Genomic DNA, 15274 nt, shown 5'->3' on the forward strand with positions numbered 1-15274 from the left:
CCTTACCGGCCTTCGAGCACGACGGCCAGCCCTTGGCCGACGCCGATGCAGATGGCGGCGAGTCCCCAGCCCCCGCCGCGGCGGTGCAGGTCGTGCGCCAGGGTGCCGAGGATCCGGCCGCCGGACGCGCCGAGCGGGTGCCCGATGGCGATCGCGCCGCCGTGGGTGTTCACGATCTCCGGGTCGAGGTCCTTCCAGTCGCGCAGGCAGGCCAGCGACTGCGCGGCGAAGGCCTCGTTGAGCTCGACCGCGGCCAGGTCGTCCCAGCCGATCCCGGCGCGCTCGAGGGCGATCTCCGCCGCGCGCACCGGGCCGATGCCGAAGACGTCCGGGTCGACGCCCGCCGCGCCGCGGCCGGCGATCCGGGCGAGCGGGGTCGCGTTGAGCCGGCCCGCGGCGGCTTCGTCGCCGAGCAGGAGGGCCGAGGCGCCGTCGTTCAGCGGGGAGGCGTTGCCCGCGGTGACGGTGCCGTTTTCCTTGCGGAACGCGGGCTTCAGCTTGGCGAGCTTCTCGGGGCTGGAGTCCGCGCGGATGCCTTCGTCGCGGGCCAGTTCGACGCCTTCGACCGGGACGACCAGGTCGTCGTAGAAGCCTTCGTCCCAGGCCTTGGCGGCGTTGACGTGGCTGCGGGCGGCGAAGGCGTCTTGCTCGTCGCGGCCGATGCCGTAGCGCTCGGCGAGCTGCTCGGTGGACTCGCCGAGGGAGATCGTCCACTGCGACGGCATCGCCGGGTTCACCATGCGCCAGCCGAGCGCGGTGTTGTACAGGGTCCGGTTGCCGGTGGGGAACGCCTTGTCCGGCTTCGGCATGACCAGCGGTGAGCGGGTCATGGACTCGACCCCGCCGGCGACGACGAGGGAAGCGTCGCCGGTCTGGATCGCGCGGCTGGCCTGGATGGCCGCGTCGAGGCCGGAGCCGCAGAGGCGGTTGACCGTGCTGCCCGGGACGGTCGTCGGCCAGCCCGCGAGGAGGGCGGCCATGCGGGCGACGTTGCGGTTGTCCTCGCCCGCGCCGTTCGCGTCGCCGAGGGTGACCTCGTCCACTGTGGACGGGTCGAGGTCGTTGCGCTGCTGGAGCGCCTTGAGCACGCCGGCGGCGAGGTCGTCGGGGCGGACACCGGCCAGTGCGCCGCCGTAGCGGCCGAACGGGGTGCGGATCGCGTCGAGGATGTAGACGTCGGTCATGCGCTCGCCTTCTCCAGGTCTCGCAGGAGGGTCAGCTCCTGCTCCGTGGGGGCCGGGGTGGTCTCGAGGTCGTCGGACACCTTCAGTTTCCACCCCGTGGCCGCGACGGCGCTGTCGAGGTCCACGCCGGGGTGGAGCTGCGTCAACGTCAGCTCGGCCGTCTCCGGGTCGGGACGCAGGAGGCCCAGGTCGGTCACCACCAGCGTCGGGCCGCGGCCGGGGAGGCCGAGCTTCTCGCGGTCGCCCTTGCCCGTTCCGTGGCCGAACGACGTTACGAAGTCCACCTTCTCCACGAAGGCCCGGGGGTTCTGGCGCAGCACGATGAACACCTCGCCGCACGAGGCGGCGATCTCCGGGGCGCCGCCCGCGCCCGGCAACCTGACCTTGGGGTCGTGGTAGTCCGAGCCGATCACCGTGGTGTTGATGTTGCCGAACTTGTCCAGCTGGGCCGCGCCGAGGAAGCCCACGTCGATGCGGCCGGGCTGGAGCCAGTAGTTGAACACCTCCGGCACGCTGATCACCGCGTCCGCCGTGTCGGCCAGCTCGCCGTCGCCGATCGACAGCGGCAGGCGGGACGGCTTGGCGCCCAGGCAGCCGGATTCGTAGATCAGCGTCAGGTTCGGCGCGTGCGCGCGGCGGGCCAGGTTGGCCGCCTTGCTCGGCAGGCCGATGCCGACGAAGCAGGACATGCCGTCACCGAGCGCGCGGGCCGCCGCGACGCTCATCATCTCGTCGGAGGTGTACCCCGCGCTCATGCCGTCACCCCGGTCAGCTCGTTCAGCCACTTCGTGAACTCCTCGCGGTCGCGTCCGACCTCGTCCCACGCCTGGTACGCCGAGTTGTCCCGCTCGTAGTACCCCGCCGCGTACGACGGCTTCGCGCCACCGGGCACTTCGGCCACCGCCGTGACGACCCACGCCGGGAGGACCACCGCGCCGGGGCGGGGATCCAGCTCGTCGACGACTTCCTCGACCGTCACGATCGACCGCTTCGCCGCCAGGACCGCTTCCTTCTGGACACCCGTGATGCCCCACAGCTGGACGTTGCCGCCGCGGTCGGCGCGCTGCGCGTGGATGATCGAGACGTCCGGGTTCAGCGCCGGCACCGCCGTCAGCCGCTCGCCGGTGAACGGGCAGGTGATCGGCTTGATCGTGGCCGTCTGCGCCGGCAGGTCGGTGCCGGTGTAGCCGCGCAGCACCGCGAACGGCAGGCCGGACGCGCCGGCCACGTACCGGTTCGCCATGCCCGCGTGGCTGTGTTCCTCGATCTCCAATGGCACCGGCCATTCGTGCTGGACGGCGTCCCGGAACCGGTGCAGGGAGCCGACGCCCGGGTTGCCGCCCCACGAAAAGATCAGCTTGCGCGCGCAGCCGGCGCCGATCAGCTGGTCGTAGACGATGTCCGGGGTCATCCGCACCAGCGTGAGGTCACGCTTGCGCTGCCGGATGATCTCGTGCCCGGCCGCGACCGGGATGAGGTGCGTGAACCCTTCGAGCGCGACGGTGTCGCCGTCGTGCACCAGCCGGGCCACGGCCTCCTCCAGTGACAGCAGCTCCGCCATCCCACGCTCCGAATCCGTTCGCATCACGAACACTCGTTCTGCCACCGAACATAGCACGGTGGCTCGAGCCCCGACCAGACGTCTTCCACCCAATGGATGACGCACGCACGTCGAAGGGGACTTTTCTCGCGGCAACAGCGAGAAAAGTCCCCTTCGGGAAGAACGTCAGCCGATCCGGACCAGCCTCGAGCCGTGGGGCGGCACGGCGGACGCCGTCCACGAACCCCGGAACCGCCCGAGGTCCTTCCGCGCGACGAGGTCACGCACCGGCCGTGCTCCGTGGAAGTCCACCGTGATGTCCGCGGGCGTGGCACCCAGGTTGTAGACGGCCGCGTACGTCCGGCCGTCCGGCGCGCGCTTCGTCCACACCTGGTGGTCGCCGCCGGTCACCCGCGTCGGGTAGGTGCCGGCCTGGTCGACCCGGACGACCTCGGGGTTCGTCAGGATCGACACCGCGGAGGCGTCCAGGAACCAGATGTCTCCCCCGACGTACAGCGGCGACGAAGCCATGGACCAGAACGTCATCACGCTCTGCCGCTCGACGTCGGAGATCCCGTCCTGGATGCCCGCCCCCGTGTTGTTGCTGATCGGCATCGAGTCCAGGTCCGGCCGGTACTGCGGCCCGAACACGCCCAGCCAGTCCGGCAGGTCCGCCCACCGCGCCTTCACCGAGCTGTCCCACGTCGACACCGTCTCGCAGTAGCACTCGATGTCCGTGTCGACGCGCACGCCGTTCGCGTACCGAGCCAGCACCGAACCGATGGACCGCGGCACCGGCCACGCGCTCGCGGTCAGCCACATCGGCCGCCGGGAGTGGTCGATGGCCGACGACCAGGCCCGGATGTCGGCGACGTTGTCCGCGGTGGTGCCGTCGACCTTGACGAAGTCGACACCCCAGGACGCGAACCGCGCCACGATCGAGTCGTAGTACTTCTGCGCGCAGGGGTTCGTGAAGTCGACCTTCCAGTTGCCGCCCCAGCCGTTCGACGGCGTCAGCGGCCGGTACGCGATGTCCTGCGCGTGGCACGACGTCCCGAGGATCGGCGCGTTCTTGTCGTAGACCTCCTTCTCGAGCCCGGTCACGGCATACAGGCCGAGCTTCAGCCCGAGGGAGTGCACGTACGAGGCCAGCGCCGGGATCCCCGAGGGGAACCGCGTCGGATCGGGGTCGGGGATGCCGTTGACGTCGGTGTGGAAGACCCAGGACTGCGAAGCGTTCCAGCCCGAGTCGATGTTGACGTAGGTGTAACCGGCCGATTTGAGCTTCGAAGCCATCGACGAAGCCGCGTCGCGGACGTGTGACTCGTTCAGCCACGAAGTGCCGTAACCCGCGCGGGTCGAGGATTCGAGGCTCCAGCTGCTCCAGCCCATGAACGGCTTGACGAACGGCGTCCGTGCGTCGGCCGGCGAAGCAACCAGGGATAAAAACCCGAGCACAGCGAGGAAAATGGAAAGGAGGCGCTTCACTGAACACTCCTCGATAGGGGGACCTACTCCTTGAGCCCGCTCGCCGCGATTCCGCGGACGATGAACCGCTGGGCGACCAGGAACATCGCGACCAGCGGCGCGATGGTGACCAGAGCACCGGCGAACAGCGCCGGCAGGTTGACCGACTGGGCGGTCAGGAACGTCGAAAGCGCGATCTGCGCGGTCCACGACGACGGGTCCTGCCCGATGACGAGCGGCCACAGGAACGCGTTCCAGCTTTCGATGAACATCAGCGCGCCGAGCGAGGCGATCATGTTCCCGGAGTTCGGCAGCACCAGCCGCCGGTAGACACCCAGGTAACCCAGCCCGTCCAGGCGCCCGGCCTCCTCGATCTCGGCCGGGAACCGCAGGTAGAAGTTGCGGAGCAGGACCACCGTGAACGCGCTGAACAGGTTCGGCGCGATGATGCCCCACTCGGTGTTGACCCCGCCCATCGAGCCGACGACAACGAAGGTCGGCACGAACGTCACCGACTGCGGAATCATCAACGTGACCAGCACATATGTGAACACGGCACGACGACCCGGGACGTCGATCCGGGCCAGCGCGTAGCCCGCCATCGACCCGAAGAGCGTGCCAAGCGGGGCCGTCACCACCGCGACCAGGAACGAGTTCCACAACGAGTGCGCCATGGGCACCGAGGCGTCGGCGAACAGGTCGCCGAAGTTCACCCACGAGAGTGGATCCGGCAGCCACGACCAGTCCGGCGAGCTGACCTGGTGCCGCGTCATCAGCGCGTTGCGCAGCATGATGTAGAACGGCAGCAGGAAGATCACCGAAAGCACGGACGCGAGAACGTACTTCGGCGCTTTCCGGGAAACCGGCAGAACGGCCATCAGTCCTTCTTCCCGAAGCCGACGAACCGGCCCTGCAGCAGCGTGATCACGACGATGATCACCGTCAGCAGGAACGCGCCCGCCGAGCCGACGCCGTAGTTCTGGTCGCCGAGCGCGGAGTCGTACAGGAAGACCAGCGGCGGCTTCACCGGCGCGGTGGCCGTGCCGGAAAGCCCGGTGCCGAACAGGTTGTAGAACTCGTCGAACGCCTGGAACGCGGCGATGAGGATGAGCAGCAGCACCGCCACCGACGTGTTCCGCAGCTGCGGCAGCGTGATGTACCGGAAGGCCTGCCACCTGGTCGTGCCGTCCAGCTCGCCCGCTTCGTACAGCGACGGCGAGATCGCCTGCAGGCCGGCCAGGAACAGGATCATGTACAGCCCGACCTGCAGCCACAGCCGCAGCGTCACGACCGCGACCCAGTACACCGGCGGGCTCGTCGTCGACAGCCACGGCACCGGGTCGGCCCCGAACAGCCCGCCGACGACGTTCGCGACGCCGGACGGCAGCCCGGTGAACAGCGCCATCTTCCACACCAGCGCCGCGACGACGTACGACACCGCGGCCGGGATGAGGAACACCGTCCGGAAGAACGCCTTGCCGCGCTTGATGCTGTTGATGAGCACCGCGAGCCCGAGCGACGCGACGAACGTGATCGGCACGATGAAGACCGTGAAGACCGCGATCGTCGTCAACGATGTCAGGAACGCGTCGTCGCCCAGCAGGAACGCGTAGTTGCCGAAGCCGATCCAGTTCCCCAGCGTGATCGTCCCGCGGGCGTCGTTGAAGCTGAGCAGGAAGCTCCAGCCGATGGCGACGTACTTGAACAGCCCGAGCCCGAGCACGACCGGGCCGGTGAGCACCGCGAACGCGCCGATCGCCCGCCAGTCTCGATGCTTCATGCCAGCTGCTTGTCGACTTCGGCCTGCGCCTTCTTCGCCGCGTCGCCCAGCTCGGCGGCCGGGTCGGCCTGCCCGTTCGCGATCTTCGTGGCGGCCTGCAGGAAGAGCGTCGCCGACGCCTTGTTCCACAGCCCCGAGTACGACTTGCCGAACTGCTGCGAGATCGTCACGGCGTCCTTCGCGGGCCCGCCGGCGAACTCGGTCGTCTGCGCCGCGACCTCCTTGCGGGCCGGGATGTGGAAGCCGTACTTGACGCACCAGTCCTTCTGCAGGCCGGCGTTCTTGATCCACAGCCAGTCGATGTACGTCTTGACGGCGTCCGGGTTCCGGGACTTCGCGTTGGCCAGCTGGTACCAGCCGCCGACGCGCGCGACCGGCTTGCCGGCGTCCCCGAACTTCGGCCACGCGACGACGCCGAAGTCGTCGCCCAGGGCCTTCTTGATGTCCGGCAGCGACCACAGGCCACCCCACTGCATGGCCGTGACGCCGTTGGCGAACGCGCCCGGGTCGGACCAGTCGGTCGGGTAGCCCTGGAGCAGGCCGCCGGTGTCGTGCAGCTGCTTGAGCCCGCCGATCGCGGCGATCGCCTCGGGCGACGCGAAAGCGACCTTCTTGCCGCTGCTGTCGAAGAAGTCGCCGCCGGACGACCAAAGCAGCAGCGTCGCCGCTTCGCCGACGCCGTCGGTGCCGACGTACAGGCCCTTCTGCTTGCCGTTGTCCAGCTTCCGCGTCGCCTCCAGGAGCTCGGCGAACGTCCGCGGCGGCTGGACGCCCACAGCCTGCAGCGCGCTCTTGCGGTAGTACAGCATCAGGACGTCGTCGATCATCTTGACGCCGTAGATCCTGCCGTCGACGGTCACCGTGTCCAGCGCGGCCGGGCTGAAGTCGGCCTTGACCGGGCCGACAACGTCGTCAAGCGGCGCGAGCAGGCCGTTCTTGACGTTCTGGTACCGGAAGTCGCCGAGCTCGAACAGGTCCGGCGCCTGCGCGGTGAGCAGCGCCGAGTTCAGCTTGGTCTCGTAGTCGCCGGCGAGCCAGCTGACGTTGATCGCGATGTCCGGGTTGGCCTTGGTGAACTCCTGGGCGTACCGCTGGACCGCTTGCTGCGTCCCGGCTTCGCCGTACGCGTGGTACCACTGCTGCAGCGTGACCTTCGCCCCCGAAGAGGAGGCGTTCTTGTTCAGCGGGTCCGAAGTGCAGCCCGCGAGGGCCGCTCCCCCGGCGAAGAGGACGGAACCAACCAGGAAGCTTCGGCGATTCAGCCTGGGTGTCACAGGGCTCACTCCTTAGACGCTGTCTGACGCGAAAAGGCTCTGGACGGCGACCGCGGCGGCACCGCGGGCCCACTCCTCGAACGGCAGCGGCCGGATGACCAGGCCGCACCGGGCCGCGCTGCCGAACGCCTGGACCGCGAAGGTCCGGCGGATCTGGTCTTCGAACAGGTCGTAGGTGGCGACGCCCTCACCCGAGACGACCACTCGCTCCGGGCCGAACAGGTTGACCAGCGCGGCCAGCCCCAGGCCGATCGCGTGCCCCGCCCCGGCGAAGACCTCCCGGAGCGGCTCGTCGCCGCCGCGGGCGCGCGTCACGGCGTCGTCCATCGACAGCCCGGGCTCGCCGGTGACCTGCCGGGCGCGCGTCAGGATCGCTTCGGTGGACGCGATCGCCTCGACGCAGCCCTGGCCACCGCAGTGGCACGACGGGCCGCCGTCGGCGACCGGGACGTGCCCGATCTCCCCGGCGACACCGTGGGCGCCGCGGACGAGGCCTCCGTTGACGACCAGCGCGCTGCCGATGCCGGTGCCCACCGTGACCAGCGCGAACGACGACGCCCCGACGCCTTCCCCGAACCACTGCTCGGCGACGGCGAGGGCCTTGACGTCGTTTTCGAGGGTCACGGTCAGCCCGGTGGCTTCCTCGAGGAGTTCGGCCAGCGGCACGTCCCGCCAGCCGAGGAACGGGGAGTACCGGACGACGCCGGACGCCCGGTCGACGTCGCCCGACACCGCGATCCCCAGGCAGTAGGCGCGCTCGCGAAGGGTGCCGGTCAGCAGCTCGCCGACGAGGTCGGCCAGCGCCTGCACGACGTGACCGACGTCGTGGCTCGCCAGCGCGTGGTGGGCGCCGGCCCGGACGTCGGCGCGCAGGTCGGTGACCACGCCGATCAGGTCGTCGCCGGTGATCTTGACGCCGACGAAGTACTCGCGGTCCGGCCGGATGGCCAGGGGGTTCGCCGGACGGCCGGCCCCCGGCGCGGTGCGCCCTTCGGAGGCGAGTTCTTCGAGGTAACCGGCTTCGATGAAGGGCCGGGCGGCCTTGGTGACCGCGGCGGCGGAGAGGCCGGTGCGGCGGGCGACGTCGACGCGGGACACCGGCCCTTCGGTCAGGACCGTGGTGAACACGGTCGCGGCCGCGGGGCTGGTGATCGGCGCCCTTGCCGGTGCACTGCGAGGCATGGCCGGAAGGGTAGCGAGATTTAATTAACTTCGTCAAGAATTTATTTCTGCCCAGGTCGGCTCTACGCTGTCGGGCATGTCGCTCGTCGAACACGACCCCGCGCGCCGGCTCTGGCTGCTGCGCACGCCCGAGAGCTCGTACGCCTTCCGGCTGGACGCCGACGACCGCCCGCGGCACGTCCACTGGGGCCCGCCGCTGACGCTGGACCAGGTCACGCAGGTCGCCGCGCGCCGCAACCCGGCCGACAGCAGCTTCGACGAGCCCGGCGACGAGCGGCAGGAGCTGCCGGCCGAGGGCGGCGCGTTCTTCGGCGTCGCGGCGCTGGCCGTCCGGTACGCCGACGGGACTTCGGCGCTCGAATGGCGTTACGACGGCTTCGCGCTCGAAGACGACGCGCTCGTCGTACGCCTCACCGACCGGCACTATCCGCTCCGACTGTCCCTGCACTACCGCGTCCGCGGCGACGTCGTCGAGCGGTGGACGTCGCTGCGGCACACCGGCTCCGAAGAGCCGATCGCTTTGCTGCGCACGGATTCCGCGTCGTGGACGCTCCCCCGGCGTGACGGCGCGCGGCTGAGCCACACCTCCGGCGCGTGGAACGCCGAGTACCGCGTGCTGCGCGAACCGCTGCCGGTCGGCGAAACCACGCTCACCAGCCGCCGCGGCTCCTCCAGCCACCAGGCCAACCCGTGGGTGATGCTCGACGACGGCGACGCGACGGAGAGCGCCGGCGAGGTGTGGAGCAGCGCACTGGCCTGGAGCGGGAGCTGGCGGATCACCGTCGAGCGCACGCACACCGGCCGCGTCACGTGGACCGGCGGGTTCGGCCACGAACACGTCGCCTGGCGGCTGCACCCGGGCGAGACGTGGGAAACGCCGGTGTTCGCCGGGCTCTACGCGGCCGACGGCTTCGGCGGCACCAGCCGCCGGTGGCACGCGTACGTCCGCGAGTTCGTCCAGCCGCACCCGGAGGAAGTGCGGCCGGTCGTCTACAACTCCTGGGAAGCCACCGGCTGGGACGTCGACGAGCGGACCGAGACCGAGCTCGCCGCGGCGGCCGCGAAGCTCGGCGCGGAACTGTTCGTCATGGACGACGGCTGGTTCGGCGCCCGCACCGGCGACTCCGCCGGGCTCGGCGACTGGATCGCCAACGACCGGCGCTTCCCGCGCGGGCTGCGGCCACTGGTCGACGCCGTGCACGCGCACGGGATGCAGTTCGGGCTGTGGGTCGAGCCGGAGATGGTCAACCCCGACAGCGACCTCTACCGCGCGCACCCGGACTGGGTGCTGCACATGGCCCACCGGTCCCGGACGACCTTGCGCAACCAGCTCGTCCTCAACTTCGCGCGGCCGGACGTCGCGGAGTGGGCCCACCAGTGGCTCGACGGGCTGGTCGGCGCGCACGGCATCGACTACCTCAAGTGGGACATGAACCGCGCGTTCACCGAGGCCGGCTGGCCGGACGCGGGGTCCGACGCTTCTCGCCTGTGGGTCGGTCACGTGCGGGCGGTGTACGCGATCCTGGACCGGCTGCGCGCCGACCACCCGAACCTGCGGATCCAGGGCTGCGCGGGCGGCGGCGGACGCACCGACCTGGGAATCCTCGCGCGCACCGACGAGATCTGGGCGTCGGACAACACCGACGCGGCCGACCGGATCACCATCCAGCACGGCTACGGCCAGATCTACCCGGCGGGCACGATGTCGGCCTGGGTGACCGACAGCCCGAACCCGGCGACCCGGCGGGAGGCGCCGCTGAGCTTCCGGTTCCACGTGGCGATGGCGGGCGTGCTCGGCCTCGGCGGCGATCTGCCGCGCTGGACACCGGACGAACTCGCCGAAGCGGCGTCGCTCGTGGGGCTGTACAAGGAGATCCGGCCGGTCGTGCAGCACGGCACGCTGTACCGGCTGGCGGATCCGGCGGTCTCGGCGCTGACGGCCGTGCAGTACGTCCTGGGCGATGCTGTGGTCGTGTTCTTCTGGCGGCGGCCCACCGAGTTCGCGCGGCCGTTCACGCCGCCACGGCTCGCCGGGTTGGATCCGGCCGGGCTGTACCGCGACCAGGACGGAGTGGTGCACCACGGTGCGGTGTTGCTGAGCCACGGATGGGACCTCGAGTTTCCCGGCAGCGGGTACGCGAGCGCGGTGGTGCGCCTGACGCGCGTGGGCTGAATTGTCGGTGAGGTGATTTAGGCTGTCGTCGTGACCAAGATCGCGGTGACCCGATGGATTCCCGACGACGCGGTGAAGCTCCTCGCCGAAGCAGGCGACGTGGAGGTCTCCCCCGCCGATCGTCCGCTGACCCCTGCGGAACTGCACGAGTTCGTCGGTGGCGCGTCGGCGGTCGTCGGGATGCTGCACGACCGGCTCGACGGCGCGCTGGCCGACGCCGCCGGGCCGCGGTTGAAGGTGGTCGCGAACGTCGCCGTCGGGTACGACAACGTGGATGTCGCCGCGCTGGCGTCGCGCGGGGTCGTCGTCACCAACACACCCGGTGTGCTCACCGACGCCACGGCCGATCTCGCCTTCGGGCTGCTGCTCGCCGTCACGCGGCGGCTCGGCGAGGGCGAACGGCTGCTGCGTTCGCGCACGCCGTGGTCGTTCCACCTCGGCTTCCTGCTCGGCTCCGGGCTGCAAGGCAAGACGCTGGGCATCGTCGGGTTCGGGCAGATCGGGCGGGCGGTGGCGCACCGGGCCGCGGCGTTCGGGATGTCCGTCGTCTACTCCGGACGGTCCAAACAGGACACCGAGGCCGAGTACGTGTCCTTCGAGGAGCTGCTGGCGCGTTCGGACGTCGTCTCGCTGCACTGCCCGCTGACACCCGAGACGCGGCACCTCATCGACGCCGCCGCGTTGCGCGCCATGAAACCGGGGGCGTACCTGGTGAACACCACCCGCGGCCCGGTCGTCGACGAAGCCGCGCTGGCCGACGCGCTGGAAGCCGGGGAGATCGCCGGCGCCGCGCTCGACGTGTTCGAGAAGGAACCCGAGGTCGAACCGCGGCTGCTCGGCCGGGACGACGTCGTGCTCAGCCCGCACCTGGGGTCCGCGACGGTCGAGACCCGCACCGCGATGGCCGTGCTGGCCGCGCGCAACGTCGCGGCGGTGCTCGCCGGGCGTCCCCCGCTGACGGAGGTGAAGCCGTGACCCGGGTCGTCATCGCGCCCGACAAGTTCAAGGGCAGTCTCACCGCGGTCGAGGCCGCGGAGGCGATCGCGCTCGGCGTGCGCGATGCCTTGCCGGACGCGGAAATCGTCACCTGCCCGGTCGCCGATGGCGGCGAAGGCACGCTGGACGTGCTGGAGGCGGCGGGCGCGCGGATCGTGCGGATGACGGTTCGGGGGCCGCTCGAGGAATCGGTGCGGGCGCGGTACGCGGTGCTGGACGGCACCGCGTATGTGGAGTCGGCGCGCGCTTGCGGCATCGAATTCGTCGAACCTTCGCCGTCGACGGCGCTGGCCGCGCACACCTGGGGCGTCGGCGAGCTCCTGGCGGACGCGCTGGTGCACGGCGCGAAGCGGCTCGTGCTCACGGTCGGCGGCACGGCCAGCACCGACGGCGGGGCCGGGATGCTGGGGGCGCTGGGAGCCGGGGTGCTCGACGCGTTCGGTGCGCCGGTCGGCCTGGGCGGCGGGACGCTGACGCGGGTGGCCTCGACGGAGCTGGCGCCGGTGCGGGAGCGACTGGACGGCGTGCGGGTGGCGGTCGCGACCGACGTGACGAATCCGCTGCTGGGCCCGGAAGGCGCGGCGGCGGTGTTCGGGCCGCAGAAGGGAGCCGGGCCCGAAGAGGTGGCCCTGCTCGACGAGGGCCTGGGGCGGTGGGCGCACGCGCTGCGGGTGGGCGGCGCGCCGGACGTCACGCGGGTGCCGGGATCGGGCGCCGGTGGCGGGGTGGCGGCGGCCGCGATCGCCCTCGGCGCGAGTGTCGAGTCCGGGTTCGATCTGATCGCGGGGCTGACCGGAGTCGATCAGGCGCTGGAGGGCGCGGATCTGGTCATCACCGGCGAGGGATCGCTGGACGAGCAGAGCTTGAACGGCAAGGCCCCGGCGGGCATCGCCGACCGGGCGCGGCCGCGCGGGGTGCCGCTGCTGGCGCTGGCCGGGCGGATCCAGCTCGACGCGGCGGGGCTGGCGCGGTTGGGGGTGGTGGGGAGCAGCGCGCTGATCGACCACGCCCCTTCGCTGGATCACGCGCGGAAGCACGCGGCGGAACTGCTGCGAAAACGGGCGGCGGAGCTGGTTCGCGCTTGGCGGGACAAGTAGCGGGCTTCGGGGAACCCAAGGGCTCCGGGCCGAACCCGGCGGCCTGCCCCGGCCGTCCGCCGCGCGAGCGGACGGACCTTCCGCACCCGAGGCACGAAAGGCCCGGCCGCCGCGGTCAGCTCGTGTGCTGGGGCAGCACGGCGAACGCCACGCCGCCCGACTGGTCCTCCTGGACGTCGAGCACTTTGTCGTCCAGCAGCGCGGCCGCCTGGGGCTCGAGGAACACCTTCGGTCCCTCGGCCTCGCCCAGCACGCTGTCGCCCTCGGCCGGCTCGGGGGCCACCGACAGCGCCAGCTGGGCGCTCTCGCCGTCGGCGTTCTGGACGGCCAGGCGCAGCCCGGCCTCGCCGTCCCCCTGGCTGGTCAACGCGGTGATCGCCTCGGCGGCGGCTTCGGTCACGGTCAGCATTTTCGGCCTTCCCTTCGTCGCGGTCCGATAATTTCCCCCACGCTAGGGGCGCCCGAACGGACGTGCAGTCTGAGCGGCTCAGCCCTCGCGTGCCGCGCGAATGGCGTCCGCCACCGATTCGCCGGCGTAGTCCGTCGTCTCGCGCCTGCCCTGGTTCGAATGGCGACGCGGCACGGTGTCCTCCGGCACCACCGGCTCGAAGTCCGGCGGGGCGTCCTCGATCGACTCGTCGAGCTCCGCCGCCGGCGTCGCCGCGAGCGGGCGCTCCGGGACCGGCTCCGGCTCGGCGTCCGGCACCTCTTCGGCCAGGCGCTGGTCCATCGGCTCGCCTTCGCGGATCTCCCGCGGCGTGGTGCCGTACCGGTCGGCGGCACTCCAGTGCTCGGGCGGCTCCATGCCCTCCTCGAGCGAGTCCACGCGCAGCTCGTCCTCGTCCAGGGCCTCGCTGGGGCTCAAGCTCTGCGGTTCGGCCGAGTCACGGTCACTCACTGGCCCTCCTGGCGCGTCGGGAACATCTCACGCCGGTGACCTACCCCGGGCGGCGGGGCGGCGAAACCCCGCGGTGTCGCAGGGATCACACGGTTTAACACATTCACAATTTTGTAAATGCGCGTAGGTTGGGATCATGGCCACCACCAGGTGGGCGCCGGAGCGCCGGCTGCTCGCCACCGACCCGGACCGCCACCACGAACTCGGCACCCACGCGGCGTGGTACGTCGTGGCCGGCGTGGTCACCACCGGCGTCCAGGCCGTCCTGTTCCTCCTGCTGCGCGACGAACTGGGCTCCCAGGTGGCGAACCTGGTCGCGATCGCGCTCACCACGGTCGGGAACACCGAATTCCACCGCCGGGTCACCTTCGCCGGTCGTCCCAGCAACGCCGGAAAGCGGCACCTGCAGGACGTGCTCACCTTCGCCTTCTACGCGCTGTACGGCTCGGCCGTGCTGGCCCTCCTCGACGCCTTCGTCGACCGGCCCACGTCGTGGGAGGAGACCGGCACGCTGCTGCTGGCCAGCCTGGTCGGCGGGTTCGTGCGGTTCGCCGTGCTGCGCTGGTGGGTCTTCGCGCACCGCACCGAACCGGCCGCGGCGGCCCACACCGGCTAGCGTCTGCGGACGTGGCCTGGGACGACAGCAAGCCGGACGACAGCGAGCAGGACGACATCAAGCCGCACTCGGGCGGCAGCGAACCGGACTACCGGTTCACGCTGGCCAACGAACGCACCTTCCTCGCTTGGCTCCGGACCGCCCTCGGCCTGCTCGCCGGCGGCGTGGCCGTGCACCAGCTGGTGCCGTCGCCGGCCGCGGCGAGTGCCGTGCTCGCCGGGTTGTGCGTCGCTTTGGCCGCGATCCTCGCCGCGACCGCGTACCCGCGGTGGCGGCGGGTGCAGATCGCGATGCGGGCCGGCGAACCGCTGCCGCCCAGCCGGATGATCCTGGCGCTGACGGGCGGCCTGCTGGCGCTCATCGTCGCCGCGGCCGTGCTGCTGGTGGTCTCGTGAGTGACACGGAAGGCAGCGGACGGTGACGGCCGGGAAAACCGGTCCGGCCGGGCGGGCTTCCCGGCAAGCCGGGCCGGCGACCCCGGACAAGGAGCCGCACCGGACGCGAATACCGCCGCTTCGCGATTATCGTGACGTCAAAAATGCCGTCACACCCTCCGAGATCCGGCCGTGACCACCCCTCGCGGCGCTCAGGCCGAGCGAACCGGCCTCGCCTGGCGGCGGACAGCACTCTCGTCCGCCGCCTGCACGGTACTGCTCCTGCACTCCGCCGCCCAGCGCCATTGGGGTGGCACGCTGATCCCGGTTTTGCTCGCCGCGGGCACATCAGCCCTGCTAGCCGCCATCGGAAGGCACCGCGAACGGGCCTTGCGCGCCGCCGAACCGGGGCCTCCGAGCCGCCTGCTGCCCGCGATCGCGTCGCTCGCCGTGACCGCGACGGCCGCTTCCGTGGTCATCTTCCACTGACGAGTGAACTCGGCACATCCTGAAACCGATTAATCGCAATGTGCGGGCGAGGGTCGCGGGAACATCACGGTCGATACTGCTAACGGGGTATTGGTCGTTGAAATCTGGACTGACCCGCCTGGAGGTGCTTACGATTACCCTGCGTCGCACGGACCGCAGATCGGCCCCGATCCACCGGAGCATCTGCGATGGATCAGTTACGGA

General features: G+C 71.0%; 16 protein-coding genes. 6 read left to right on the forward strand and 10 right to left on the reverse strand.

Going from position 1 to position 15274, the window contains the following annotated elements; translation table 11 throughout:
* Positions 1-2: 2 nt before the first annotated feature.
* The 8 genes from IE317_RS15220 to IE317_RS15255 form a co-directional block, all read right to left on the reverse strand.
* On the reverse strand, positions 3-1184 hold the full coding sequence (locus IE317_RS15220) for a thiolase family protein (protein ID WP_191310446.1): 1182 nt from the start codon (positions 1182-1184) through the stop codon (positions 3-5).
* Complete coding sequence (locus IE317_RS15225) at positions 1181-1939, reverse strand: CoA-transferase subunit beta (protein WP_191310531.1); 759 nt, start codon at positions 1937-1939, stop codon at positions 1181-1183. The genes IE317_RS15220 and IE317_RS15225 overlap by 4 nt, the downstream gene beginning before the upstream one ends.
* Positions 1936-2745: a CoA transferase subunit A gene (locus IE317_RS15230; protein ID WP_191310448.1), complete on the reverse strand. Its 810-nt coding sequence runs from the start codon at positions 2743-2745 to the stop codon at positions 1936-1938. The genes IE317_RS15225 and IE317_RS15230 overlap by 4 nt, the downstream gene beginning before the upstream one ends.
* Before the next feature lie 165 nt (positions 2746-2910).
* A complete protein-coding gene (locus IE317_RS15235; protein ID WP_229902715.1) occupies positions 2911-4212 on the reverse strand; it encodes a glycoside hydrolase family 27 protein in 1302 nt (433 codons plus the stop codon).
* Between the two features lie 23 nt (positions 4213-4235).
* Positions 4236-5069, reverse strand: coding sequence for a carbohydrate ABC transporter permease (locus tag IE317_RS15240; protein ID WP_191310450.1), 834 nt, complete (start codon positions 5067-5069; stop codon positions 4236-4238).
* On the reverse strand, positions 5069-5971 hold the full coding sequence (locus IE317_RS15245; protein WP_191310452.1) for a carbohydrate ABC transporter permease: 903 nt from the start codon (positions 5969-5971) through the stop codon (positions 5069-5071). Before IE317_RS15245 ends, IE317_RS15240 begins: the two co-directional genes overlap by 1 nt.
* Positions 5968-7245, reverse strand: a complete 1278-nt coding sequence (locus IE317_RS15250) for an ABC transporter substrate-binding protein (RefSeq protein ID WP_229902716.1) — start codon at positions 7243-7245, stop codon at positions 5968-5970. The genes IE317_RS15245 and IE317_RS15250 overlap by 4 nt, the downstream gene beginning before the upstream one ends.
* 12 nt (positions 7246-7257) lie before the next feature.
* Complete coding sequence (locus IE317_RS15255) at positions 7258-8427, reverse strand: ROK family transcriptional regulator (RefSeq protein WP_229902717.1); 1170 nt, start codon at positions 8425-8427, stop codon at positions 7258-7260.
* Positions 8428-8503: 76 nt separating this feature from the next.
* Between IE317_RS15255 and IE317_RS15260 the strand changes: the two genes are divergently transcribed.
* From IE317_RS15260 to IE317_RS15270, 3 genes are read left to right on the forward strand one after another with little or no spacing between them, the layout of a single operon-like run.
* Complete coding sequence (locus tag IE317_RS15260; protein ID WP_191310454.1) at positions 8504-10600, forward strand: alpha-galactosidase; 2097 nt, start codon at positions 8504-8506, stop codon at positions 10598-10600.
* 30 nt (positions 10601-10630) lie between these two features.
* Positions 10631-11575, forward strand: coding sequence for a 2-hydroxyacid dehydrogenase (locus tag IE317_RS15265; RefSeq protein ID WP_191310457.1), 945 nt, complete (start codon positions 10631-10633; stop codon positions 11573-11575).
* Complete coding sequence (locus tag IE317_RS15270; protein ID WP_191310459.1) at positions 11572-12693, forward strand: glycerate kinase; 1122 nt, start codon at positions 11572-11574, stop codon at positions 12691-12693. The genes IE317_RS15265 and IE317_RS15270 overlap by 4 nt, the downstream gene beginning before the upstream one ends.
* 115 nt (positions 12694-12808) lie before the next feature.
* On the opposite strand, the gene IE317_RS15275 is transcribed toward IE317_RS15270, so the two are convergent.
* Together IE317_RS15275 and IE317_RS15280 are read right to left on the reverse strand one after the other, a co-directional pair.
* Positions 12809-13102 carry an iron-sulfur cluster biosynthesis family protein gene (locus IE317_RS15275; protein ID WP_191310461.1) on the reverse strand — a complete coding sequence of 98 codons (294 nt, stop codon included), beginning with the start codon at positions 13100-13102 and terminating at the stop codon, positions 12809-12811.
* A 78-nt stretch (positions 13103-13180) separates the two neighbouring features.
* Complete coding sequence (locus IE317_RS15280) at positions 13181-13591, reverse strand: hypothetical protein (protein ID WP_191310463.1); 411 nt, start codon at positions 13589-13591, stop codon at positions 13181-13183.
* Positions 13592-13727: 136 nt separating this feature from the next.
* Between IE317_RS15280 and IE317_RS15285 the strand changes: the two genes are divergently transcribed.
* The 3 genes from IE317_RS15285 (at position 13728) to IE317_RS15295 (ending at position 15070) form a co-directional block, all read left to right on the forward strand.
* Positions 13728-14207 (forward strand): GtrA family protein, encoded by a 480-nt coding sequence (locus IE317_RS15285; RefSeq protein ID WP_191310465.1) that lies wholly within the window; start codon positions 13728-13730, stop codon positions 14205-14207.
* Positions 14208-14218: 11 nt separating this feature from the next.
* Positions 14219-14602, forward strand: a complete 384-nt coding sequence (locus IE317_RS15290; protein WP_229902718.1) for a YidH family protein — start codon at positions 14219-14221, stop codon at positions 14600-14602.
* A gap of 171 nt (positions 14603-14773) precedes the next feature.
* Positions 14774-15070 carry a DUF202 domain-containing protein gene (locus IE317_RS15295; protein ID WP_191310467.1) on the forward strand — a complete coding sequence of 99 codons (297 nt, stop codon included), beginning with the start codon at positions 14774-14776 and terminating at the stop codon, positions 15068-15070.
* The last annotated feature ends 204 nt before the right edge of the window (positions 15071-15274 follow it).

Origin of the sequence: Amycolatopsis bullii, assembly GCF_014654205.1 — a bacterium.
GTDB classification, from domain to species: Bacteria; Actinomycetota; Actinomycetes; order Mycobacteriales; family Pseudonocardiaceae; genus Amycolatopsis; species Amycolatopsis plumensis.